This window comes from Paenibacillus lacisoli (assembly GCF_030580655.1).
GTDB classification, from domain to species: domain Bacteria; phylum Bacillota; class Bacilli; order Paenibacillales; family Paenibacillaceae; genus Paenibacillus; species Paenibacillus lacisoli.
Genome location: NZ_JAUQTB010000002.1, coordinates 436,959 through 460,461 on the forward strand (window position 1 = coordinate 436,959; position 23,503 = coordinate 460,461).

The 23,503-nt window shown below is 51.5% G+C and carries 20 protein-coding genes; 11 read left to right on the forward strand and 9 right to left on the reverse strand.

Going from position 1 to position 23,503, the window contains the following annotated elements; genetic code table 11:
• Positions 1 to 13 precede the first annotated feature (13 nt).
• The 3 genes from Q5741_RS05870 to Q5741_RS05880 are packed head-to-tail and all read right to left on the reverse strand — an operon-like array spanning position 14 to position 936.
• Entirely contained in the window at positions 14 to 217 is a 204-nt protein-coding gene (locus Q5741_RS05870; RefSeq protein WP_305023129.1) for a hypothetical protein, read from the reverse strand.
• An 11-nt stretch (positions 218 to 228) separates the two neighbouring features.
• Positions 229 to 441, reverse strand: coding sequence for a YwbE family protein (locus Q5741_RS05875; protein WP_305023130.1), 213 nt, complete (start codon positions 439 to 441; stop codon positions 229 to 231).
• 33 nt (positions 442 to 474) lie between these two features.
• Positions 475 to 936: a MarR family winged helix-turn-helix transcriptional regulator gene (locus tag Q5741_RS05880; RefSeq protein WP_305023131.1), complete on the reverse strand. Its 462-nt coding sequence runs from the start codon at positions 934 to 936 to the stop codon at positions 475 to 477.
• Between the two features lie 292 nt (positions 937 to 1,228).
• On the opposite strand from Q5741_RS05880, the gene Q5741_RS05885 reads away from it, so the two are divergent.
• From Q5741_RS05885 to Q5741_RS05905, 5 genes are all read left to right on the forward strand, one after another.
• On the forward strand, positions 1,229 to 1,864 hold the full coding sequence (locus Q5741_RS05885) for an HlyD family secretion protein (protein ID WP_305023132.1): 636 nt from the start codon (positions 1,229 to 1,231) through the stop codon (positions 1,862 to 1,864).
• Between the two features lie 45 nt (positions 1,865 to 1,909).
• Positions 1,910 to 3,556, forward strand: coding sequence for a DHA2 family efflux MFS transporter permease subunit (locus Q5741_RS05890; RefSeq protein ID WP_305023133.1), 1,647 nt, complete (start codon positions 1,910 to 1,912; stop codon positions 3,554 to 3,556).
• Positions 3,557 to 3,568: 12 nt separating this feature from the next.
• A complete protein-coding gene (locus Q5741_RS05895) occupies positions 3,569 to 4,093 on the forward strand; it encodes an NAD(P)H-dependent oxidoreductase (protein WP_305023134.1) in 525 nt (174 codons plus the stop codon).
• A 22-nt stretch (positions 4,094 to 4,115) separates the two neighbouring features.
• On the forward strand, positions 4,116 to 4,601 hold the full coding sequence (locus Q5741_RS05900; protein WP_305023135.1) for a hypothetical protein: 486 nt from the start codon (positions 4,116 to 4,118) through the stop codon (positions 4,599 to 4,601).
• Positions 4,602 to 4,789: 188 nt separating this feature from the next.
• Positions 4,790 to 7,975, forward strand: coding sequence for a bifunctional cytochrome P450/NADPH--P450 reductase (locus Q5741_RS05905; protein WP_305023136.1), 3,186 nt, complete (start codon positions 4,790 to 4,792; stop codon positions 7,973 to 7,975).
• 89 nt (positions 7,976 to 8,064) lie between these two features.
• Here Q5741_RS05905 and Q5741_RS05910 read toward each other — a convergent pair whose 3' ends face one another.
• Entirely contained in the window at positions 8,065 to 10,620 is a 2,556-nt protein-coding gene (locus tag Q5741_RS05910) for a beta-mannosidase (RefSeq protein WP_305023137.1), read from the reverse strand.
• A 298-nt stretch (positions 10,621 to 10,918) separates the two neighbouring features.
• On the reverse strand, positions 10,919 to 11,962 hold the full coding sequence (locus Q5741_RS05915; protein WP_305023138.1) for a LacI family DNA-binding transcriptional regulator: 1,044 nt from the start codon (positions 11,960 to 11,962) through the stop codon (positions 10,919 to 10,921).
• Positions 11,963 to 12,291: 329 nt separating this feature from the next.
• Between Q5741_RS05915 and Q5741_RS05920 the strand changes: the two genes are divergently transcribed.
• Entirely contained in the window at positions 12,292 to 13,980 is a 1,689-nt protein-coding gene (locus tag Q5741_RS05920) for an ABC transporter substrate-binding protein (RefSeq protein WP_407074317.1), read from the forward strand.
• Between the two features lie 129 nt (positions 13,981 to 14,109).
• On the opposite strand, the gene Q5741_RS05925 is transcribed toward Q5741_RS05920, so the two are convergent.
• Positions 14,110 to 14,472 carry a hypothetical protein gene (locus tag Q5741_RS05925; protein WP_305023139.1) on the reverse strand — a complete coding sequence of 121 codons (363 nt, stop codon included), beginning with the start codon at positions 14,470 to 14,472 and terminating at the stop codon, positions 14,110 to 14,112.
• Between the two features lie 182 nt (positions 14,473 to 14,654).
• Between Q5741_RS05925 and Q5741_RS05930 the strand changes: the two genes are divergently transcribed.
• Positions 14,655 to 15,941 (forward strand): MFS transporter, encoded by a 1,287-nt coding sequence (locus Q5741_RS05930; protein ID WP_305023140.1) that lies wholly within the window; start codon positions 14,655 to 14,657, stop codon positions 15,939 to 15,941.
• 86 nt (positions 15,942 to 16,027) lie between these two features.
• Positions 16,028 to 16,693, forward strand: coding sequence for an S-layer homology domain-containing protein (locus Q5741_RS05935; RefSeq protein ID WP_305023141.1), 666 nt, complete (start codon positions 16,028 to 16,030; stop codon positions 16,691 to 16,693).
• Positions 16,694 to 16,824: 131 nt separating this feature from the next.
• Here the strand turns inward: Q5741_RS05935 and Q5741_RS05940 are convergent, their stop codons facing one another.
• Complete coding sequence (locus tag Q5741_RS05940) at positions 16,825 to 19,386, reverse strand: PAS domain S-box protein (RefSeq protein ID WP_305023142.1); 2,562 nt, start codon at positions 19,384 to 19,386, stop codon at positions 16,825 to 16,827.
• Positions 19,387 to 19,581: 195 nt separating this feature from the next.
• Between Q5741_RS05940 and Q5741_RS05945 the strand changes: the two genes are divergently transcribed.
• The 3 genes from Q5741_RS05945 to Q5741_RS05955 are packed head-to-tail and all read left to right on the forward strand — an operon-like array spanning position 19,582 to position 21,498.
• The gene (locus Q5741_RS05945; protein ID WP_305023143.1) at positions 19,582 to 19,974 is read left to right on the forward strand and encodes a hypothetical protein; all 393 of its coding nucleotides are present in this window, start codon (positions 19,582 to 19,584) and stop codon (positions 19,972 to 19,974) included.
• A 20-nt stretch (positions 19,975 to 19,994) separates the two neighbouring features.
• Positions 19,995 to 20,939, forward strand: coding sequence for an FAD:protein FMN transferase (locus tag Q5741_RS05950; RefSeq protein ID WP_305023144.1), 945 nt, complete (start codon positions 19,995 to 19,997; stop codon positions 20,937 to 20,939).
• Positions 20,923 to 21,498 (forward strand): ferric reductase-like transmembrane domain-containing protein, encoded by a 576-nt coding sequence (locus tag Q5741_RS05955; RefSeq protein ID WP_305023145.1) that lies wholly within the window; start codon positions 20,923 to 20,925, stop codon positions 21,496 to 21,498. The genes Q5741_RS05950 and Q5741_RS05955 overlap by 17 nt, the downstream gene beginning before the upstream one ends.
• A 101-nt stretch (positions 21,499 to 21,599) precedes the next feature.
• On the opposite strand, the gene Q5741_RS05960 is transcribed toward Q5741_RS05955, so the two are convergent.
• Positions 21,600 to 22,706: a Gfo/Idh/MocA family protein gene (locus Q5741_RS05960; RefSeq protein ID WP_305023146.1), complete on the reverse strand. Its 1,107-nt coding sequence runs from the start codon at positions 22,704 to 22,706 to the stop codon at positions 21,600 to 21,602.
• 18 nt (positions 22,707 to 22,724) lie between these two features.
• Complete coding sequence (locus Q5741_RS05965; RefSeq protein WP_305023147.1) at positions 22,725 to 23,450, reverse strand: ThuA domain-containing protein; 726 nt, start codon at positions 23,448 to 23,450, stop codon at positions 22,725 to 22,727.
• Between the last annotated feature and the right edge of the window lie 53 nt (positions 23,451 to 23,503).

Here is a 23,503-nt window from a genome sequence, read left to right on the forward strand (position 1 = left end):
ATCATTATCATGCTTAAGTCTGCAGCCTAAGCCTTCTTAGCTTGGCCAACTGTGTTTCTATCTTTTGCAGCCGGGTACGAGCCGCCAGCTTGTCACGTGTGAAGAGTGCGGCCAGCCTGAAGCAGAACCATTTGACCTGTGTCGAGAACGACAACAATTCTTCACTATAATAGAAAGATAATCTGCCGTTCCCAGGGGCACCTGCTTCCTTTGACATGGCGTCCTCCCTCATTCGTCCCCTCCTTCTGGTCTTACGATTTGTTTGACCCGGCCGACTTGGCCATTGGTCAGACGTACCTTGATTCCATGAGGATGACGCGGCGAATTCGTCAAAATATCCTTCACAATGCCACGGGTCAGCTTGCCTGTCAGCTGGTCCTGTTTCAACACAATGTTCACCTCAAGACCTGCACGGATCTCCGAACGGTTTTGTCCATTCATAGGATTTCCCTCCTTTTTGTCCTATTTTACAGTTTACTCCTTCATTTCACTACCAAGGCGGGTCTCAATTTTGCCCAGCAGCTGAAAAAAGATCTGCTGCTCTTCCTTGGTCAGCGAATCCAGCATATCTGCATTAAGCTGATTACGGATGCCAATAATAATCTGGGCCTTCTCCACCCCTTCCTCGGTCAGCGAAATCCATACCATTCGGCGGTCTTTATCGCTTCGTTCCCGGGATATGAGTCCATCCGCCTCTAACTGGTTAAGCATTATAGTAGTCGCACCGGTTGTCAGGCTCAGCTGCCTAGCAATATCTACAGCCATGCACTTTCCTGAGCGGTAGATCATAACAAGCATATGAATCTTGGTACTGTTCAGCTTAAAACTTCTTTCCTTATAGTAGTGGTCGATCAACTTATTTTTGTAACGAAAAAAAACTTCCATTAAATGATCCATTTTCTCAAGCTGCTGGCTTTGCTCTTTATCAAGAGTCATTCAAATCCTCCTAGGGCAGAATTTTTGTATCTTTGAGCCTGTGCTAACACAAACTAGAGGAGTAAAAGGTAATGAGGAAAGCTTCTGTATGATCCCCTAAGGGAATTAAAACCTGTACAGCCTTTATTTTGAGCCATCTGTCACAAACTTTCCACAACTTTAAAGGCGTGTCACAAAATGGCCTTAAAGCAACATTGTCACCTCTTTAGTTATATGTTAAATTAAACATATTTGAAAATTACTTTATTATAAAGTAATTAAATTATAAAACATTTTGGAGGGAGTTTGAACTATGAAGGGTCGTTTGATTCTTACAAACTTGATTGGCATTTTGGTAATTCTGGCGTTAATCGCCGGGGGAGCTTATTACTATTATCAAAATGTAACTTACATTAAAACGGATGATGCTCGCGTTGCGGCTGACATCGTTCCGATCTATGCCACACAGGGCGGCACCTTAAACAGCTGGACTGTAAAAGAAGGTCAAATCCTGTCCAAGAGCGCAGTCATGGGTAAAATCAACAATGGTACAACTGCCTTTAACGTAGCTGCACCTACTCAAGGTACATTGATTAAGAACCAGGCAAAAGAAGGCCAAATGGTACAACCCGGCACAGCTCTGGGTCAAATTGCAGATATGAAGGATCTCTATATCATCGCTAACGTGGATGAAGACCAGATCAAAGATATCGAAGTAGGTTCGAATGTAGACGTGACAGTAGATGGTGATCCTAACACGACTATTCAAGGTAATGTCGAAGAAATCGGATATGCAACCAACTCGGTCTTCTCCCTGATGCCTGCATCCAACACCAGCGGCAGCTACACAAAAGTAACTCAGAAGGTTCAGGTTAAAATCGGTATCAGCAACTATTCGAAAAATGTACTTCCAGGCATGAATGCCTCGATCGTAATTACTAAAAAATAAATGAATCACGCAGATGGCAATTAGATCTGCAGAAAGGACGGAAAGATGGCTTCCAACACGGTTTCGGGACAAGCTCCCGGCAACTCTTCTTCCGGAGTCAAGCAGCATCTTCCGCTTCTGATTGTGTTAATGGTCGGTTTGTTCCTGGCCATTTTGAACCAGACGCTGCTGAATGTGGCTCTGCCCCATATTACGAATGAGTTTAATATTACAACCAATACAGCGCAGTGGCTGTTAACCGGATATATGCTGGTCAACGGAATTCTGATTCCGCTGTCCGCGTTCCTGATTGACCGGTTTGGCGTACGTCTGCTGTTCCTGGCCGCCATGTTCTGCTTTACGCTGGGTGCTCTCGTCTGCAGTCTGGCCGACAACTTCTCGGTCATGCTCATCGGACGACTGATCCAGGCTGTGGGCGGCGGCGTACTGTCACCGCTTGTCATGAGCGTCATCCTCTTCATCTTCCCGCCGGAAATGCGGGGTAAAGGGATGGGGATCTTCGGTCTTGCCATGATGTTCGCTCCTGCTGTCGGTCCTACCCTGTCCGGCTGGGTCGTTCAAAATTATGACTGGCATCTGCTGTTTACCGGCATGATTCCCCCGGGCATTATCGTCTTCATTGTAGCTCTCTTCAAACTACGCAATATTGAGGAAGCCAAGAAGATTCAGCTGGACTATCTCGGCACGATCTCTTCCCTTGCCGGTGTCGGCCTGCTGCTGTACGGTCTAAGTGAAGCCGGAACAAAGGGCTGGGGAGATATCACGGTATCCGGCTGCATTGTTGTGGGTGTTGTGATTATTGCGTTTTTTGTAATCTGGGAGATCCGCTCGCGCAATCCGCTGCTGAATATGGGCGTATTCCGTTTCGGTATCTTCTCACTCTCAAATGTCATTAACGCACTGGTTACGGCCAGCATGTACGCAGGGATGCTCCTGCTCCCGCTGTACCTGCAGAACCTGCGCGGCTTTACGCCGCTGGAATCCGGTCTGCTGATGCTGCCGGGCGCTCTCGTAATGCTGATTATGTCACCGATTTCGGGGATTTTGTTTGACAAGATTGGTCCCCGGCCGCTCGCTATTATCGGCATGCTGATCACAACAGTGACGACGTATTACTTCACGAAGCTCACGATGGATTCAACGTATTCCTACATTCTCGTTCTGTACATGGTCCGTTTCTTCGGGATGTCATTCCTGATGATGCCGATTATGACAGCAGGTATGAACCAGCTTCCTCGTGATCTCAACAAGCACGGTACCGCAATGTCCAATACTTTAAGACAGGTCAGCGGCTCGATTGGTACCAGTGTGATCACCACCATCTTCACCAACCGGACCACCTTCCATGCCGCGGCCTACAGTGACCGGCTGAATACGACCGACCCGCAATTTATGCAGTCCTTCACGGACCTGGTCAATCGTATTGTACAGACGACTCACCTGCCTCTGGCTCAAGCCCAGACACAGGCTGCGACCCTGCTGGGAACACAGGTGAAGATGGAGGCAACCGTCCAGGGGATTAACGATGCCTTCTTCTGGGCGACCATTATCTCGATCTTCGGTCTTGTGCTCAGCTTCTTTCTGCGGGATGTCCGTAAAGACAAGCCCAAAGCAGCTGCCGTTCAAGAGACAGTCAATGAACCTGAAATACTGATGCTGCCTGCTCCCCGCGAGACAGCACAGAACCACTAAGGAGGAGCGATTATGAACATCTATATCGTGTATGACAGTGAAGGCGGCCACACGGCTGCTTTGGCCGAAGCGATTGCCCAGGGTGCTTCAGCCGTACCCGAGGCCAACGTATTCCTGCGTTCTGTTGAAGAAGCTGACGTTTATGAGCTTCCGAAAATGGACGCCATCATCTGGGGCTGTCCGGGTCATTTTGGCACCGTAAGCTCCGGCCTCAAGCAGTGGATTGATAAGCTCGGTTATCTGTGGGCTCAAGGCCGGCTGATTGACAAAATCGGAGCCGTCTTCTGCACCACCGCTACGGAACACGGTGGTCTGGAATCCACGCTGCTGAATCTGATTACTCCCATGCTGCATCAGGGTATGATCATCGTAGGGCTGCCGGGCAACCTTCCGGACAATGCCACCTACGGCTCCTATTATGGCGTTGGTGTGACGTGCCCGATTGACAGTACCGAGCCGATCAGTGAACAGGGCCGCCGCCTGGGCACCGCGCTCGGCGAACGTGTGGCATCTGTTACCGGAGGTTTTCTGAAATAAGATTAGACAGGAGGGCCCAGCTATGACGATTATCATTGCATGTGCTGTCGTCGTGGTGCTGATCATCATTGGTCTTATCATCTTCAACTCGCGCAGCACTTCGGCAGCCAAAGAGACAGCCTCTACAGTGAAAGCACAGCCGGAAGAACGTGAACTGTCGGCAGAAGCCAGTGCTGAAGCCCGCAAGGATGCGTCCGTTCCGGCTGCTGCACCCGTTCGTAACGAGCCTGAGCCGGAACCTGAACCGGTTCCAGAGCCTGCTGCAGATATCCAGCCGGCAGCAAGCATGCCGACCCGTACAGCAAGCCAGACCGCGCGGGACAAACAGCGTCCGAATGTTATGAACGATACCGATTATCGCAATGCCCTCAAAAATATGGGGCAGCACGCGCAGCACGCTGAGCCGCATGACCCGGCGTCTACGGAAGCTGAAACCAAGATGGCTGATGACCAATTCCGTCAGGCATTGAAGTCCTTTTATAAAACCAATCATGGAGACCGTTCTTAATGATCGGCTTCTCCTGATCCAGACAGCGTCCCTATGGCGCTGTCTTTTTTTGTATTCCCCCGCTTCGGTGACAGATTTGATTCCAGGCCAGCGCGGGAATAGACTATAAAAGGGAATATGTTCCATGAGCAAGAAGCTTTATATAAGACAACCTGAAGTTAACGATCCTGGAAAGGTAGGTAAATGTGATGACACTACTTAACGATGGCATCCCTCAGCCCAAAACTTACGGGCCGCTGGGCAATCTTCCTCAGATCAATGTCAATGAACCTGTTCAATCAATGGTGAAATTATCTTACGAGTATGGACCTATTTTCCGCATGGACCTTCCGGGCAGGTCGGATCTGTACGTCTCGGGACACGAACTTGTAAAGGATGCTTGTGACGAGAAACGTTTTGACAAAAGAGTCTGGGCTCCTCTTCAGAAGGTCCGTGCCTTTGCCGGAGACGGACTGTTCACCAGCTGGACCGATGAACCCAACTGGCGCAAAGCCCATCATATTCTGCTTCCAAGCTTTAGTCAGCGGGCGATGAAGGGCTACCATGACATGATGGCCGATCTTGCCATTCAGCTTGTTCAGAAATGGTCTCGTCTGAATCCGGATGAGAGTGTGAATGTCCCAGATGATATGACCCGTCTGACTCTGGATACGATCGGATTATGCGGTTTTAACTACCGCTTCAACAGCTTCTACCGTGACCAGCCCCATCCGTTTATCACCAGTATGGTTCGGGCATTGGACGAAGCGATGGGTCAGCTGCAGCGGCTGGGCATTCAGGACAAGCTGATGATCAGCAAAAAACGGCAGTTCAAGCATGACATTCAGAATATGTTCGCCCTGGTGGATAAAATCATTGCCGAACGCAGAGAGCACGGAGGCCAGGATGAGAAAGACCTTCTCTCCCACATGCTGAACGGCAAGGATCCGGAAACCGGAGAAAAGCTGGACGACGAGAATATCCGTTATCAGATTATTACCTTTTTGATTGCAGGTCATGAAACGACGAGCGGGCTTCTCTCCTTCGCCATCTATTATCTTCTGAAGCATCCGGACAAGCTGCAGAAGGCCTATGATGAGGTTGACCGTGTCATCAAAGGAGCCGTACCGGAGTACAATCAGGTCCGCGAACTGCATTATATCCGCATGGTGCTGAACGAGTCTCTCCGCTTATGGCCGACAGCTCCAGCTTTTTCGTTATACGCCAAGGAGGACACCCTGCTGGGCGGCAAATATCCGCTCAAGCAAGGGGATTCCGTCAACGTCCTGATTCCGAAGCTGCACCGGGACACGGATGCCTGGGGTCCTGACGCCGAGGCTTTCCGTCCGGAACGATTTGAAGATCCGAATAAAGTTCCCCAGCATGCGTACAAGCCATTCGGCAACGGGCAGCGCGCCTGCATCGGGCAGCAGTTTGCCCTGCAGGAGGCTACCCTCGTGCTCGGCATGGTACTGAAGCATTTTGAGCTGATTGATCATACCAACTACCAGCTTAAGGTCAAGGAGACCTTGACCCTGAAGCCAGAGGATTTCACCATCCAGGTTCGTCCGCGGACGGCCATGCCTTCCATGATCTCGTATGGGAACAGCGGCTCAGGTGAAGCGGCCGAACGCAAGGAACCACTGCCGAAGATGGAGCCTGGCGTGGAAGGACATGATACTCCCCTGCTGGTGCTGTACGGCTCCAACATGGGTACGGCCGAAGGTATCGCCCGGGAGTGGGCCGAAGCCGCCAGGTACCAAGGCTTCCGGACGACAATTGCTTCCCTCGACGACCGTGTCGGAAAGCTGCCGGACGAAGGAGCCGTGCTGATCGTGACCGCGTCCTACAACGGTCATCCCCCGGATAACGCGCGCGCCTTCGTTCACTGGCTGAACGAGAGCGCCAGCGGCGACCTTCAGGGCGTTCGTTATGCCGTCTTCGGCTGCGGCGATCGCAGTTGGGCCAGCACCTATCAGCGCGTACCGCGGCTGATCGACGAGCAGCTCGCTGCCATGGGCGCCGAGCGGATGCTTCCCCGCGGCGAGGGCGATGCGAGCGGCGATTTCGAGAAGGAGCTGGAGGACTGGGCCGGCCAGATGTGGCCGGTCCTGCTGAACAGCTTCGGGCTGAAGTCGGCGGAGAAGGAACGCGAACGCAGCACCTTGACCGTCGAGTTCGTCAGCGGGCTGATCGGCACTCCGATCGCCGAAACTTACGATGCGTATCACTCGACGGTATTGGCCAACCGGGAGCTGCACGAGGCAGGCAGTGAACGCAGCACCCGCCACCTTGAAATTGTTCTTCCAGAGGGTGTGACCTACCAAGAAGGGGATCATCTCGGGGTGCTCCCGCAGAATCCGCCTGAACTGGTCGAACGGGTCATGAACCGGTTCGGGCTCAGCATCAACGATCATCTGATTCTCAAGGGTACCGGCCGCAGCGCTGCACATCTGCCGCTGGACCGGCCGATCAGCGTGTACGACCTGCTGAGCCACAGTATGGAAATGCAGGAAGCCGCCACACGCGCCCAGCTCCGCGAGCTTGCGGCGTATACGGTATGCCCTCCGCACAAGAAAGAGCTGGAGGCCCTGCTTGAAGAGGAAGCTTACCGTGCAGAAGTTCTGAACAAGCGGGTATCCATGCTCTATTTCTTGGAGCAATACGAAGCTTGCGAGCTGCCGTTCGAACGCTTCCTGGAGCTGCTTCCGCCGCTGAAGGCACGATACTATTCCATCAGCAGCTCACCGGCCATGACGCCCGAAGCACTAAGCATCACTGTTTCCGTCGTTCGCGGACCTGCCTGGAGCGGCCAGGGGGAATACCGCGGGATAGCGTCCAACTATCTGGCCGAGCGGCATACCGGCGATTCCATTGTCATGTTTATCCGCAAACCCCAGAACGGATTTGCTCTTCCGGCCGACCCGGAAACACCGATCATCATGGTTGGCCCGGGCACCGGCGTCGCTCCTTTCCGCGGCTTTATCCAGCGGCGCAGCGTGCTGAAGAAGCTAGGGCAGCCTCTTGGTGAGGCTCATCTCTACTTCGGCTGCCGTAATCCTGAACATGATTATCTATACCGCGAAGAATTCGAACAAGCAGAACACGAAGGACTGGTCAAGCTGCACACCGCATTTTCCCGGGTTACAGGTCAGGATAAATGTTATGTCCAGCACCGGATAAAGGAGGATTCCGCTGTGCTGATCGGTCTGCTGGACCATGGAGCTCATCTCTATATCTGTGGAGACGGTGCACGTATGGCTCCAGATGTCGAAGCGGCACTCATCCAGGCCTATCAGGACATCCACAAGACCTCCAATGAAGAAGCCCGTCAGTGGCTGGAGCAGCTGCAGGAGCAGGGTATTATCGCCAAAGACGTTTGGGCAGGCATCTGATCAACAGACCTTTTATACGAAGAAGAGAAGGGTGGTACCCGCCATACGGCCGGGCACCACCCTTCTTGATTTATAAGATTAAACGGTTGTTACACGCTTGCTGCCGATGCAGCAATATAGTCCGCCATGGAGGTGATTACCAGCGGACCCGGATCTGCAGGTACAAATGGCTGATCTCCATTGGAGCGGGCCTTGAATTCCAGTATTTTGACCTCTCCTGGCAGCAGATCAAAGAAGTTATCCGAGAAATACCCCTCCTGCTCGGAAGATACCCACACCTGGCGTGCCAAAAGGTCGGTTGTTACTTCATAACGGGTACCTCCGCTGCCTTCAACCGGCCGCAGCGACAGCTGTGGAACCGGAAGCTCCATCTCCTTGGCCGGAACCATATAGTGCTCTTTACGATCCAGCACTCCCCCCTCAGCTTCAAGCGAGGCGGTCAGCACAATCTCCTGCGGTCGTGCCCCGTTCAGCAGCTCGTCGTCTTGGACGACCGTCACCAGAATTGCTGAATTCGCGGGCGACTGCACCGGATAAGCCGTCTCCTGCTTTATCTTCCCGTCATATCCGGTAACCTGCAGCCGTAAAATCCCATTCAACTCGGTTAGCGTGTCGTTCATGACATGAATACGCACTGAGCCGCTGGAAGAGCCATCAATGGATACCGAAATGTCCTGGAAGCTTCGCTTGGCGGTGTACTGCAGAGCTTTCCAGCGTCCATAGTAATCCATACCTGCCCAAGATGCTACCGGCCAGCAGTCGTTCATCTGCCAATAGAGCGTACCCATGCAATGCGGCTTATTCCGGCGGTGTGCCTCGATTGCCATCTTCATCGCCTCCGCCTGAAGCACCTGACTCATATACAGAAACGCGGGAAAATCCTTCGGCTCTGGCAGGTACATCTTCATGTACTCGCGGATCAGGCGGTTGCCCTCCCCATTTTTCTGATGGGCACGCATCACATCCGACAGCAGCTCCATATCCTCCTCCTCGGCATAAGTACGTACCGATTTGTATTCCGGGAAGGACTGGAATCCATACTCACTCATGAAGCGTCCGACGTGGAGGTTGTAGTTCTCGAATGGCTCAACCGCATGCCACACTCCCCAGTAATGAATATCTCCTTCAGCGGTCGAAGGATGGGCATGCTGCTCGGCATTTTCACTTAGGGACACCAGTGGAGAAGAAGGCCAGTAATCCGCTCCCGGGGCGTGCTGTTCCACGGCCTTGGGCAGGATCTCATGAAAAACCGCCTGGTAATCCGCCCAAATGGTCTCTCTTTGTTCTGCTGTAAAGTCTCTTTTCCAACCCCAGCCGCCATTCTCAATATAATGCGCCCAAGCGGAATCAATCTCGTTATTGCCGCACCACAGCACAATACTTGGATGATTACGCAGTCTGCGGACATTATCCGCCGCTTCTGCACGAACATTGTTTAGAAACGTTTCGTCTCCGGGATACATACTGCAGGCGAACATAAAATCCTGCCAGACCATGATGCCGTACTCATCACAAAGCTCATAAAAATCGTCCTCTTCATAAATCCCGCCGCCCCAAACCCGCAGCATATTCATATTGGCTTCCGCCGCACTGGCAATCTCATGCCGGTACCGTTCCCGGGTGACTTCCGTCGTAAAGCTGTCATTCGGAATATGATTGGCCCCTTTGGCAAAGACAGGCACGCCGTTCAGCTCAATGTAGAAGGATGCTCCAGCTTGATCCTTTTGCCGAATGAGCCGTGCCGAACGAAGACCTGTCGTTCTCTCGAATAAAGAAGTGGAGGAGCCGGTTTGCAGTTCAGCACGGAATTGATACAGATGAGCTTCACCCAGACCACGGCTCCACCAGAGGCGCGGCTCTTCAATACGCAGAGCGACCTCCACTTCCTGAACGCCTGCCTGCAGCTGAACGACCTTCGTCCATTCCAAGCCGTCTGCTGACACTTTCAATTCAGCTTCGCCTGCTGCATCAGCCGCAACCTCGGCAATCGCCGTAAGTTCAGCAGACGCTGCCGTTACGGAATCCTGACGGATGAACAGATCCGTAATCTGAACGCCGCTTCTTCCTTCCAGCCGGGCTTCACGCCAGACCCCGCTGGTTACGAACCGGGGACCCCAGTCCCAGCCGTAATGATAAGGGGCCTTGCGTGCAAATATACTGACCTTCTTGTCACCGAGTCCCCCAACTTCGGACTGATCATTCGTTGCCGGCAGTTGATAACCCAGCTGCTCCAGTTTGGGCAGATCCTCCTGGATCGGTGAACGGAAGAGAATCACCAGTTCATTAGCACCCTTTTGCAGATAAGGCTTGGCATCGACTTTCCAGATACGGAACATATTGTCTGCCGCGAGGATCTGCTCCCCGTTCAGTGATACATCCGCATACGTGTCCAGACCGTCAAACACCAGCTCGATCCGCTGGGGGCTCAGCTGCTGCTCTTCCAGCTGGAATGAAGTCCGGTAGATCCAGTTTTTCTTATCTACCCATTGGATTTCCTTCTCATTGGTCCCGTAGAACGGATCCGGAATTCTACCGCTGCGCAGCAGATCTGTATGGACACAGCCCGGAACCTGCGCGGGAAGCCATTCGTTCTCATCTTCTGCTCTAAACTGCCAGTCACCGAGTTGCAACGTAAAGTGATTCATTGTATCTCCTCCATTTGGTAGCGCTTTCTATATTTCCGGGACGCTGCTTTCCTTTTTGGGGCTACGTACCTTGCTCGTATACCTGAATAATCATCCAGAAACAGAACCTAACAAATTATCCGAATAATTATTTTTGTTAGGTTATACAAAACCAAGATAACACCATTTTACACTGAGGTCAATTCAGTTATTTGATATTTATGATGATAATTCGTTAGGTTACATAAAACGGTTTCGTTTTGTATATAATTAAAAGCTGCGGCTCCAGGTAAAATCCGGCAGACCACAGCTTTTCTATTCAAATGCCAGGCAGGATCTTGGTTGCAGCAGGTTCGGAAGCATAAGCTTCACGCAGCAGCAGATCCGCGTAGATCAGCTTCTTCTCCACCGGAGACCCCGGATTCAGAATACGCCAGAGCAGCTGGTCCACGGCACGGATGCCGAGCATCTCTTTGTTGACCCTCGCAGTAGCTGCCAGAGGAAGCTCCTGGTGAGTATCATCGAAGCCTGTAACGGTACAGCGGTCAGGCACATAAATTCCGCGGCGTGCTAAAGCTTCGACGGTAATTTTGGCTGTCGTATCATTCGCGCATACGAACACCTCCGGCAGCTCTTCTTCCGTCATTTGAAGAATAGCCTCCTCCATCTGCTCGCCTGTCGGGCCAAACAGCTTCACATTCTGCCCGGCCGGGATCTGCAGCCTCTCCAGCGCCGCCCTGTAAGCATTCCAGCGCTCGTAAAAGCTGTAAGCATCGTCCCGGTTCCCGACAAACTGGAACGAACGGTAACCTTTCGCAGCCATGGAAGACACGATCTCGCCCATCACCGTCCAGTTATCGCTAAACACGGTATCACAGTGAAAGGCCTGATCCTGATGATCCACCATGACAACGGGAATGGCCAGCCTGTGGATCTCCATGAGGATCGTGGTGGACACGGTCCCCACTGTTACGATACCCTGTATGGCCTCCGGGTTGAGGAGGGTGAATAAGGAATCGCTCGACGGCTCGGTCAAGGTGAGAATGTCGATCCCCTTCATATTGAGCCTTGAAGATATTCCTTCAAAAATCGGACCCCAATACAGCGATTCCCTGTTCTGGAAGCGAATATTCGGAAATAAAATCAGCACCGTGCCTGACCAGGATTGTACGTTCTCATCCCTGATCTCACCACCGCTCCGTACGGCTTCGCTTTTAAAATATCCCAGTTGTCCCGCTAGTTTAACAATCATCTCTCGCGTCTGGGCACTGACACCAGGCTTGCCTGACAGCGCACGGGAAACAGCGAATTTAGATACTCCCGCCGCATCCGCAATCTCCTGTATCGTCACTTTACTTTTCATGAAATCACCACATGTGTCAAATTTTCTCCAATCATCGTAACATGTTTGGGTTAGGAAGACAAAAGGCAAACTCCCGTTACCTGCTCATAACAACTTAATGACTTTTGTTTCGAAATATCGGAATGTAAGCAGATCTCCAGCCCTCACTAACTTAAATATCCTTCCTAACAATTTAATGATTATTTCAATAATTTATTATTTTTGTTAGCCAAAAAGTTCTTGACGTCACCCTCTCCAGTTACATACAATGCAGATATTAAAACGCTTACATTGTAACTGCTAGGTTGTGATTCACTTTTATGTTCTCAAACACAAAGGGGGATGTACTGATGAAAAGTAAAACACCTAAAACGATTACGATGATGCTGCTTGCCAGCCTGATGCTGGTATCTGCAGGCTGCAGTAAAGAGTCTGCCAGCGGAACGGATGACGGAACAGCCACTTCAGATGACAACACGCCGATAAGCTTCAGCTTCTTCGGCGGAGACGGCAGTCCCAACTGGAATAATATGAAAGATGATGTCGGCCAGGAGATTACCAAGGCAACCGGTGTCAGCATCAATGCGGAGTATGCCGTCAGCAACGGCGGTGAAGACAAGATGGCATTAATGATTGCCAGCGGAGATTTTCCGGACCTGATTTATCCAAAAGGCGAAGTCGGTAAATTTGTCGATGCCGGTGCTTTAATAGACCTCACTGAACTCATTGACAAGTATGGCCCTAATATTAAAAAAGTGTATGGCGATTACTTCAACCGCATTAAATACAGTCTCGATGACCCCGCCATCTATACCATTCCTACAAACATGGGGGTAGACAACACTGCTTTTGATGCAACAGCAGGTTTCGAAATCCAGCATCAGGCTCTGAAGGAACTGGGCTATCCGAAAATTCGGACGGTCAAGGACTATGAGAAAGCTCTGCAGGACTATGTCAAAAAGCATCCGACCACGAACGGCCAGCCAACCATTCCTTTAACGCTGGATGCAGATGACTGGAAGATCATGATCACCGTGACGAATCCGGCAGTTACAGCAACAGGCGGACCGGACGACGGCGAATATTACATTGACCCGAAGACCCATGAAGCTAAATTCCATTTTACTCGTCCTGAAGAACGTGAATATTTCCGCTGGCTGAACCATATGAACGATATCGGCCTGCTCGATAAGGATGCCTTTGTCCAGAAGAGTGATCAATACAAATCCAAGATTGCCAGCGGCCGTGTTATTGGTCTGATCGATCAGGAATGGAACTATTCTGAAGCTGAGAACGCGCTGCGTCAGTCAGGCAAGGATGAGAACACGTATGCCCACTTCCCTGTTACGCTGACTGAGGAATATGAGAACCATGATTTACAACCGATCGGTTTCGACACCGCTTATGGTATTGGAATTACAACATCCTGCAAGGATCCGGTCCGTGCCATCAAATTCCTTGATTTCCTGGCTTCCGAGAAGGGACAAATTCTGCGCAACTGGGGCATTGAGGGCAAGCACTACAATCTGGTAGACGGCAAACGAGTTGTTCCGGAGGAGATCCAGGACCGCAAGAATAACGATAACGCTGCGTTCACCAAAGAATCGGGGATTGGTCTTTATTGGATCTGGGGCCCTCACTACGGCGATGGTGTAAAGGATTCAACCGGCAACTATTACACGACCAGCTACCCGGAACAGATTACAGCCAATTATAGTGATGCCGAGAAGGCGTCCCTCAAAGCTTATAATGCAACGACCTGGAAAGACATCTTCCCTCACGACTTCCCTGTCAAAGAGTGGGGAGCTGCCTACAACATGCCGGTTCCGACGGACGGTAACTATCAGGTTATCTATCAGAAAATGGAGGACATTGTCCGCAAACGGATTCCGGAAGCTATTCTCGCTTCACCGGATAAATTTGACAGCATCTATGATACGATGTTAAAAGATCTTGAAACAGCCGGTCTGAAAGAGGCGGAGGAGACCTATACCGGACTGATCAAAAATCGTCTGGAGCTGTGGAACGGGGAAAAATAATTTGTATCCCTGAGACTGAAGCTTCCATCATTTAAGCAGAAAAAAGACCCTTACGGGTCTTTTTTGTTCTCTGTTTTTCTGCTTTTGCCGGCCGGATCCCCCACCGAATCCTTGATAGCCCAAATAAAGCTATAGACGAAGGAGGGCTTTCATCTTCTGTTCCACCTCACTGCCGAGATGCTCTTCCGACGTTGTCAGCATCATCTCCTTGTCCTGGCTATCCACCCAAAGCCTGAGCTGCTTGCTGTCCGGAATACGTTCATAATGGATAATATCCTCTTTGGGAATCCATCTCATCCCGAGCTGCAGTCCTTCACTGCCCATACCGAAGCGGTTCAGGCGGAAAAATGAATAAAACAACGATCCCCAAACAGCTGCATAACAGTACCATTCATGGATGGAAACCAGCATAAATAAAGCAGAACCCAGCATAAGCATTAGTCCCTGCCAGCCGCCAGACGTATGGACTCCGTTAAACAGAGGTTTTCCCATCCTGCGGCGGGCCTGATAAAGGGCATGTTCACATCGGAATAAAATGAAAATAACAAATAAAACAATAACAAACCGTACAATAACAACCGACAAGCAAGCCATCCTCCTATTTAGCATGATTGTGGTACTTTTACCCTCTATTGGAACCTGTTAGAATAGTGAAGGCTGATAGGGGGAAGCATATGTTTTTTATGAAGCAAATTATAACAGATTTTACCACATGGTCCCGTAATATCCGATTATTTTTTATCGCAAATATGCTCTACCAGATTGGTACAGGCATGTTCTCTGTTCTCTACAATTTATACATACAAGGGCTTGGGTATACGGATGCCGTCAACGGCCAGGTCGTCAGTATTCAGTCTCTGGCTACAGCGCTGATGTTCATTCCGATCGGGCTGCTGAGCGACCGTTCCAGCCGCAAGAAGATGCTCATCCTCGGTGCCTTGTTCAGCGGCGCTGCGCTGATCAGCCGCTCTTTGCTTGAAGCCAAGTTCGGGCTGCTGTCGCTCGCCGTGTTTACCGGCCTCTTCGCCTCGTTCTTCCAGGTCATTGCAGTTCCCTTCCTCGCCGAGAGTGTCAGCAAGACCGATCGGCTGCGAATGTTCAGTTATCATGCAGCGGTCAGCCTTGCTGCTCAGGTTATAGGCAGTATGGGCGGCGGATCCCTGGCCGATCTGCTGCAGCATGCGGGAATGGCTCATCTGCTCAGCTTGCGTACCGTTCTGATCATTGGAGGCGCCGCTACACTGGCCTCTTTTATCCCGCTTCTGTTCGTCTCGGAACCGCCCAAAAAGACGGAGACTGCACCCTTGGAACCGGAAATTCTCGACCCGACGAAAGCAGCTCATCCGGGGAAGCTGGAAGCACGCGCAGATTTCAAAGTGATTGCACAATTTACGGTCGCCCAGCTGCTGGTCGGTTTGGGTTCCGGGCTGGTCATCCCTTACTTGAACTTGTACTTCACCAACAGGTTCAGTGTATCCCTGACTTCGGTGGGGCTGTTAATTTCCCTGGGACAAATCATGACGATCGTCTCCATGCTGATCGGTCCATCGCTTGCTGCCCGTTATGGCCAAGTGAAAGCAGTGCTGATCTTTCAAATGCTCTCACTTCCGTTTCTGTTGGTTACAGGCTTTACGCATCTGATCGTCATAGCCTCCATCGGTTTTCTCTTCCGACAGGCCCTGATGAATGCGGCCAACCCGATCCAATCCGCAATCATGATTGACCGTGTGCCTGACCGGCGGCGCGGGATTGCCAATTCCATGACGCAGACCGCGTTCATGCTCGGCTGGGCAACGATGGGACCGGTTCAGGCTCATCTCGTTACAACTTACGGCAGCTACTGGGGGTATGCGATTACCTTTTCAGTAACAGGACTGCTGTATGTCGCTTCATCCATACTCTATTATTGGATGTTTCGGGAGCCCCGCAGTTCAAGTACGATCTCGGGGAGTTCCGTGTAATCTCACAAGACCTATGCAACCTTTTCCTCTTCCCCCCCGTCCGTAGCAGTGAAGGCCATGCCTTACAATGGATTGGGGGTTTTCTTATGACTAACCGATTGATTAGAAGCGGACTATCATTCGTCGCTGCTTCACTGCTTGCCCTGCCGCTGGCGGGCCTGTCCTCCGCTGACGCTGCTTCGTTCCGTGATATTTCTGACAGCTCTGCCAAAACCCAAATTGAAGCTCTGTACCAGAAGGGTTTGATTAAAGGGGTTACTTCCAGCGAGTTTCAACCGAACCAGCAGCTCACTGCGGCTCAAGGGATCTCGCTGATTGTGCAATCGTTCAACCTGAACCTGGATGCCGTAAGGTTCATTAAGGCGCCCAAAGCAAGCGACTATTTCGCCAAAGTGAAGGACTCGGATTGGTCTGCCCAGGCTTTTGTAATTGCTCAAATTTTTGATTTTGACGTACCGTCTGACATTGATCCCGGAGCCGCTCTTACGAAAGAGCAGTTCACCTACTATCTGGTTAAAGGGATGGAGCGTTCTTCAGGTCTTCCCTTAATCAATATCAAACCTGTCGAGCTTAAAGATGACGCCAAAATAACCGCTGTCTACCAAGGGGCAATCCAGCGTTCCTTCCATTACGGTATTCAATCACCAGGCGCTGACAACAGCTTCCATCCGCAGGACCCGGTGACTCGTGCCGAGGCTGCCGTAATGGTCTATAATGCGCTCGAGTATCTTAAGAGTCATCCGGCACCTTAAGTGAAGTTCCGTACCACGCATTCAGCTCTTCTGACAAGCGTGGAACATCAAACAAGGCATTCCCGGGCGCCTGTTCAGCGCGGGAATGCCTTGTTTGTTATATTTTAGGTTAAGATACATAACGAATCCCGCTAGGCGTGACGGCGATCCAGCCTGCTCATCAGCTGATTCAATTCATGACGGTCAATCGGCTTGCTGATATAATCGTCCATACCTGCCGCTTTACACATCTCCCGGTCCCCGATTAACGCATTGGCAGTCACTCCAATAATATAGGGCTGACGCCGAAGCTGCTTTTGCCGAATCAAACGTGTCGCTTCCAACCCATCCATAACGGGCATTCGCACATCCATGAAGATGACATCATACCCTTCCTGCTCTACCGCCTGCAGCGCCTGTTTGCCATCATCAACAACCCCCGCATCCCAACCTAATCGTTCCAGCATTTTCTTTAATACAAGCTGGTTCACCTGATGATCTTCTACGATCAATATACGCAGATCCTGATTTTCAGGCTCCTGCTCCATCCCGGATTCCACTGGTATTGCATTGTTGTTCATCCCTAATTCGCCAAGACATACCGTAAATACAAATGTACTGCCTGATGCGCTTCCCGTTTCCAGCCAGATCTCCCCGTCCATCAGTTCGACGAGCTTTTTGGTTATAGCCAGCCCTAGACCCGTCCCTTCCGTGCTGCGGGTCATAAAATGGTCGATGCGCTCAAAAGGCTCGAACAGCTGGCTGCGCTGCTCTTCCGGAATCCCAATGCCGGTATCTCGTATTGTGTATCTCAGCTTGTACCGGCCGTCTTCTTTCCCTACATTCTCTACCTGAATCCGGATACCGCCTTCAAAAGTGAACTTAACCGCATTCCCGATTAAATTCATAAGAATCTGTCTCATCCGCAGCGCATCCCCAACCAGCAGATCCGGAATGTCCGGTGCTACGGAGGCCGTCACTTCCAGTCCCTTCTCTTTGGCCATGACAAGCAGCAGATCCAGCGTCTCTCCCAGATTCTCCCGCACTGGAAACGGCTGCGGGTTCAGTTTGGTCCTGCCGGATTCAATCCGGGAGAAATCCAGTATATCGTTAATAATCTCCAGCAGGGAGCTTCCGCTCTTACGGATAACCTCCACATATCCGGACTGTTCGGGCGTCAGATCGGTAGTTTCCAGGAGCTGAGTCATACCGATAACCCCATTCATCGGGGTGCGGATCTCATGGCTCATCATCGCCAGAAACTCACTCTTAGCTCTGTTCGTATTCTCGGCCGCTTCCTTCTCAATGAGCAGCCGTTTCTGTTCGGTCATGTCTTTTGCAATGATATAGTAGCCGACGGTCTCCTGGTTAATAATGATCGGCGCAATCGAGGCTATGACCTCGACCAGATGACCGTCCAAATGCTGAATCCGGTCCAGTGTCCGCTCAGCGACTCCGTCCTTAACCGCCTGCCCCAGAATCTGCTTGAAATTACGGACATTCACCAGCCGGGCAAAATCCATACCGACCATATCCTCCGTCGATCTGCCCGTCAGCTGCTGAGCAACCTTATTCGTATTGATGATCTTGCCGTCCAGATCGAGGGAGAACACAGCGTCATGATTATATTTTTTGAGTGAGGTGTACCGCTGTATGGTTTCTTCCAGCTTCAGACTGGCCATCCGGCGCTCAGTGATATCATGCAGAATCATTGCCCAGCCTGTAATCTGCTGGCAGCGATTCAGCGTCGGAAAACTCGTCACTCTAATGTAAATACTCGATCCATCCCGACGTTGGGCCTGCGTCTCGTAACCTTCCCGCCGTTCGCTGAGCCATGCCACATTTTCTTTGCCCCCGCATTCGTGCTTTCCAGGAAGTATTCTTCTCTGCATATCATCCACACCGCAGCCCAGCACTTCCTCCATGCTCCAGCCGAACAACTTCTCAAAAGCATGATTAACCTGGATGAGTCGAAACTGTTCGTCAAAGATCAGTACAGGGTCCAGATGATGGGTTAGAAAAGACTCAAGCTGATCCTGCGTTGCCTGCAGCTGATTCAGGGTTTCTTCCTTGGCCGCTGCCTCTTCCTGAATCTGATTCTGCAGTTCCTGCTGTACCGACAGCGAAGGAAACTCCACAGGCCGATGCTTACTCGTATACAAGCAGGATCTGACCAATTCATGATCTGTCATAAAATAATCATGATTGCGGAACAGGCGGTTCTGTAGTGAAGCTGTAATCGTGCTGCCGTCATAAGCGCAGACCGAAACCAATCCCTGCAAATGCACTTCAAGGTCGGCCAGACCCTCCATCTCCAGGATTTTGCAAGTAATTTCGTTCTGTTCCCGCCACACAACATTGCACCAGGTACGCACCGACAGCCCTTTATCCTGCAGGAGCGAGACCTGTTCCTTAAAATGACCAAGGATCCTATCGAATTTAAAATCACCATGAGCGCTGTAATAAGCATAATGATCGACATAATGAATACCGGACAGCTGGTCCTCCGTGAGCATGCCCCGCAGCAGAGCCAGAATTCCGGCATAATGCTCTTCACTATCTACGAGCAACACCTGCTGTCCTTGACGGATCCCTTGCGCTGCATACGATACAGCATTGGCAATGTAGTGATCCTGGGTGTCGTAGATATATAATATATGGCCGCCATTGGATATTTTCATCAGATCATTCAGATCGATCGTTTTCGCTTCCATCCCTCGCACCTCATGACAAATTATACATTTTCTCTATTATACCTAAATTTCTTTCAACAAACATTCAGTTTATTTTCAAGTTGGCTTAAGGTAGAGCCTGCATAATGAACGGATAGAACAGACCAATCCACAACCAGCCGCAACGAAAATGAATTCAAATATGAGTAGGTTTGAAAAGTCACGGAGGAGATTTTAATGTCGAATAATAACAAGTGGACGAAATGGATAGTTGGCTTGTCAAGCGTAGCAGTTTTCTCAGGAATTGTAGGTTGGGCGTCCAAAGATCAGGAGGCTCAGAACACAACAGCCCTGAACGAAACTACAAACGGCAGCGAAACGGCGGACAGCAATAACGGAAGTAACGGCGGCAGCGGCCGCAATGGTCACGGCCGGCTGCACAGCGATTTTGACGATTCTGTCGGCAGCAGCGGTGAAGACACAGGCAGCTCCCGCGACCCGTTCAGTTCCGGGTCTTCCTCCCCGGACAGCAGCTTCGGAGGCAGTTCGAACGGAAGCTCGGATAGCGGATCAGATTTAGGACAAGGCGATCCATTCTCGTCAGGCTCCATGCGGACCCACGGCTCTTAACCTTAAGGAGGAAGAAAATCATGCATACATTTGAGGCTATGAATACAACGGTGGTTACCTTGGGCCTGTCACCGCTTCACCAAAACAAAGCGGAAAAATGGTTTGCTTTTGCGGAGCAGACGTTCAGCCGTTTCCGCCCCAATAGTGAATTATCCTGGCTGAACCGGATGGCTGGACGCAGCTTCCTCGCCTCCCCATTGATGTATGAACTCTTGAGCGAAGCGGACCGCTGTTATCACAAGACAGGCGGACTTTTTAACCCTTATATGGGCAAAATCATTGCACAAATCGGCTATCGTGAAAGCTTTGATAGGCTCCCTTCCCCCAATGCGGTCCGGGCACAGGTGACCGCCCCTAAACTGCCCAAAAATCCAGCATGTTTTCAACCTGACAACAGCAGCATTACGCTGCATCAGGACGCAGAAGTCGATCTGGGCGGCATTGCCAAAGGCTGGAGTGCTCACCGTCTGGCCGAGATGCTGCAGCGGGAAGGCGTCAGCCGCGGAGCGGTTAATGCAGGCGGGGATATTGCCGTATGGGGAAAAGAGAATGAACACCTGCAAGTGGAGGTTGATGATCCTTTTCATCCCGGCCAAACACGGTTGACGCTGCGGATCAATGGCTCAGCCGGCGTTGCCACCAGCAGTGTGATGAAGCGGCGCTGGACGAATCAGCATGGACAGGAATACAACCATATCATCAACCCTTGGTCTGGTACATCCTCTCGATCCGACCTGGCACAAGTCACAGTAACGGCCCCGGATCTGGTACAAGCTGAGGTGTATGCCAAGTCCGTGCTCATGCTCGGTGCCAAAGCTGGCCTGGATTGGCTGTCTGACGTTCAGCCGGGCTTCGGCGTCGCAGGAATTACAACCGAGGGCAGGCTTGTCACAAACGGTGTGTTGCAGACAATCTCCGTATTATCGGACCAGAATGGAGGAGTAGACCATGAATGCGCTTCTTGACACATTAACGGTGTGGGCTACCACCCGGGCGGCAGGGATGACCTCTTACCTGCTCCTCTTTTTCTCCACGGCGGCAGGAATTATGATGAGTCTGAAGATGCTGAACGGACGTGCCAAAAGCATCCTGCTGACCGTACATCAATCATCAGGGTGGTTCGGCTTGTTGTTCGGGATGGTTCACGGAACGGTGCTGCTCTTCGATCAATATGTCGGCTACCCTGCGGCCGAGCTGCTGATTCCGTTCGCCTCACACTCTCATCGCTGGCTAAACGGCATCGGAACGTTAAGCCTGTATGCCATGCTGATCCTGGTCGCGTCCTCTGACCTGATGAAGAAGCTCGGCCGCAAAGTATGGCGTACGATTCATTTCTTTGCATTTCCTGCTTATTTTATGGCCCTTGTACACGGCTTCATGCTGGGGAGCGACAGCCATTATTCCTGGGCAAGACTGATGTATTTCAGCACTGGATGTCTGATCGTGCTCTTCACCGCCTTCCGTATTGCGGCTGTGAAATTCGAACATTCTGCCGCTTCAGGCAAAGCGAAAAATTTAAGTTAATGAGATATAGTGAAATCATTCTAGATATCGATAAAAAGGGCGCCCGCCATAAACATGGCTGCGGCACCCTTTTGTTATTCTGGAAAAGTTGTACTAGTGAATTATAAATCCAGTGTATACGGAGGGAGGCCAACCGGAAGTGCGGCGGGACGCCGGCAGTCAGACGTCATCCGGTATACTGAACCGCTGTCTGCCGAGTCATGAAACGCCCACATCGCTTCCAGAACATGGTAGGCCAGCTGCCCGTCGGCACGGTGCGGCCGTCCTCCAGCCAATGCATACGCCATGTCCGCAGGTCCGATTCCGCGCGTATTCTCACTGTAGCCTTCCAGCAGCGGCTGTTCGCGCCACTCCGTCTCCCCCGTGAGCCGGTAACGGACCGGTCCGCCGAATGTATTGGGATCCGGTACCTGTAAGGTTCCGAGCGTTCCATAGATTTCGATCGGCGGCAGAGAACTGCCTCCGAAGATATCGAAGCTGGTTGTCATCGTCGCAACCGCTCCTTCCCGGAACTGCAGCAGTCCGGTGACATGGGTAGGAATTTCAACCTTCACCTGCTGTCCGCGTTTCTTCTCACTGGTTATGGTTCGCTCCTCAAGAGCCATGGAAGTCATGCCGGAGATACTGGAGATCGGGCCCAGCAGCTGAACCAGTGCAGTCAGATAGTAGGGACCCATATCGAACATAGGTCCGCCGCCAGCCTGGTAATAGAATTCCGGATCCGGATGCCAATGTTCATGACCGCGTGCCATCATAAAAGCGGATGCAGCGGCTGGACGCCCAATGATGCCATCCTGGATCAGCTTGAGCGATGTCTGAATACCGGCACCGAAGAAGGTTTCGGGAGCACAACCGACCAGCAGTCCGCGCTCCTGTGCAGCCTGAAGCACCTGCTGTCCTTCATCTCTTGTAACAGCCAGCGGCTTCTCCACATATACATGCTTACCTGCCTCCAGAATCTGCAGGCAGACCTCTGCATGTGCGGCCGGAATAGTAAGATTAATGACGAGCTGGATGTCCGGATCGGCCAGCAGCTCTTCGGCGGTACAGGCTCTGGGAATCTGATAGCGTTCTGCCTGTGATTGTGCTCTGGCAAGATCCATGTCGGCACAAGCCACAAGCTCCAGAATATCGAATTTCTGACAGTTCTCCATGTAAATGCTGCTGATTTTCCCGCAGCCGATAATACCCACTTTAACCCGGTCCATGAGATGAGTTCCCCTTCCTTATTGACTGTCGCCCATGCCGGTATAGGCAGGGACTGCATGTTGTCCGGCTGCTTGAGCCGCTTTTGTTTTGCCGTCAGCTGCCCAGAGCAGGCCCCGGCGCATCATTTCTTTCACCGGCGGCATATCCACGATGTCGGCATGGTGGCCTAGCGAATTATAGTATACTCTTCCGCGCCCCCATCGTTTGGTCCAGGCGACCGGCATATCTACACTGCCGTTCGTGCTGTGCGGTCCCTCAACAATCGGAAACCGTGTCGTTGCCAGCACTTCAACAGCAGGGTCTATATGCAGATAATACTGCTCTGATACAACCTTGAAGTTCTCCATGCCTTCTACAAGAGGGCTTGAGCTCTGCTTAATCTCCACTTGATACTCCACACCGTCATTTCCCGGGTGCGCTACCCATTGGCCTCCGGTCATGAACTGCCAGTCAACATTATTGCGGAATGAATCACACATGCCGCCGTGACAGCCGGCCAGCCCTGTTCCGTTCTGAACTGCCGCCGAGACATTACTCACCAATTCCTTGGAAATCTCCCCCATGGTCCAGACAGGTACAATCAGATCAAGCCCCAGCAGCTTCTCCCCGTCACTGTAAGCTTCCAGCGTATCCGATACTTCAACCTCGAACTGCTCCTGGCGAAGCAGATCCGCCATAATACCGGCTACCTGCTCGGGTTCATGGCCGTCCCAACCGCCCCACACGATCAATGCTTTTTTCATCCCTGTCAGCACTCCTTTGAATTATGGATATGTTCCTCATTCCTTACGGCTTG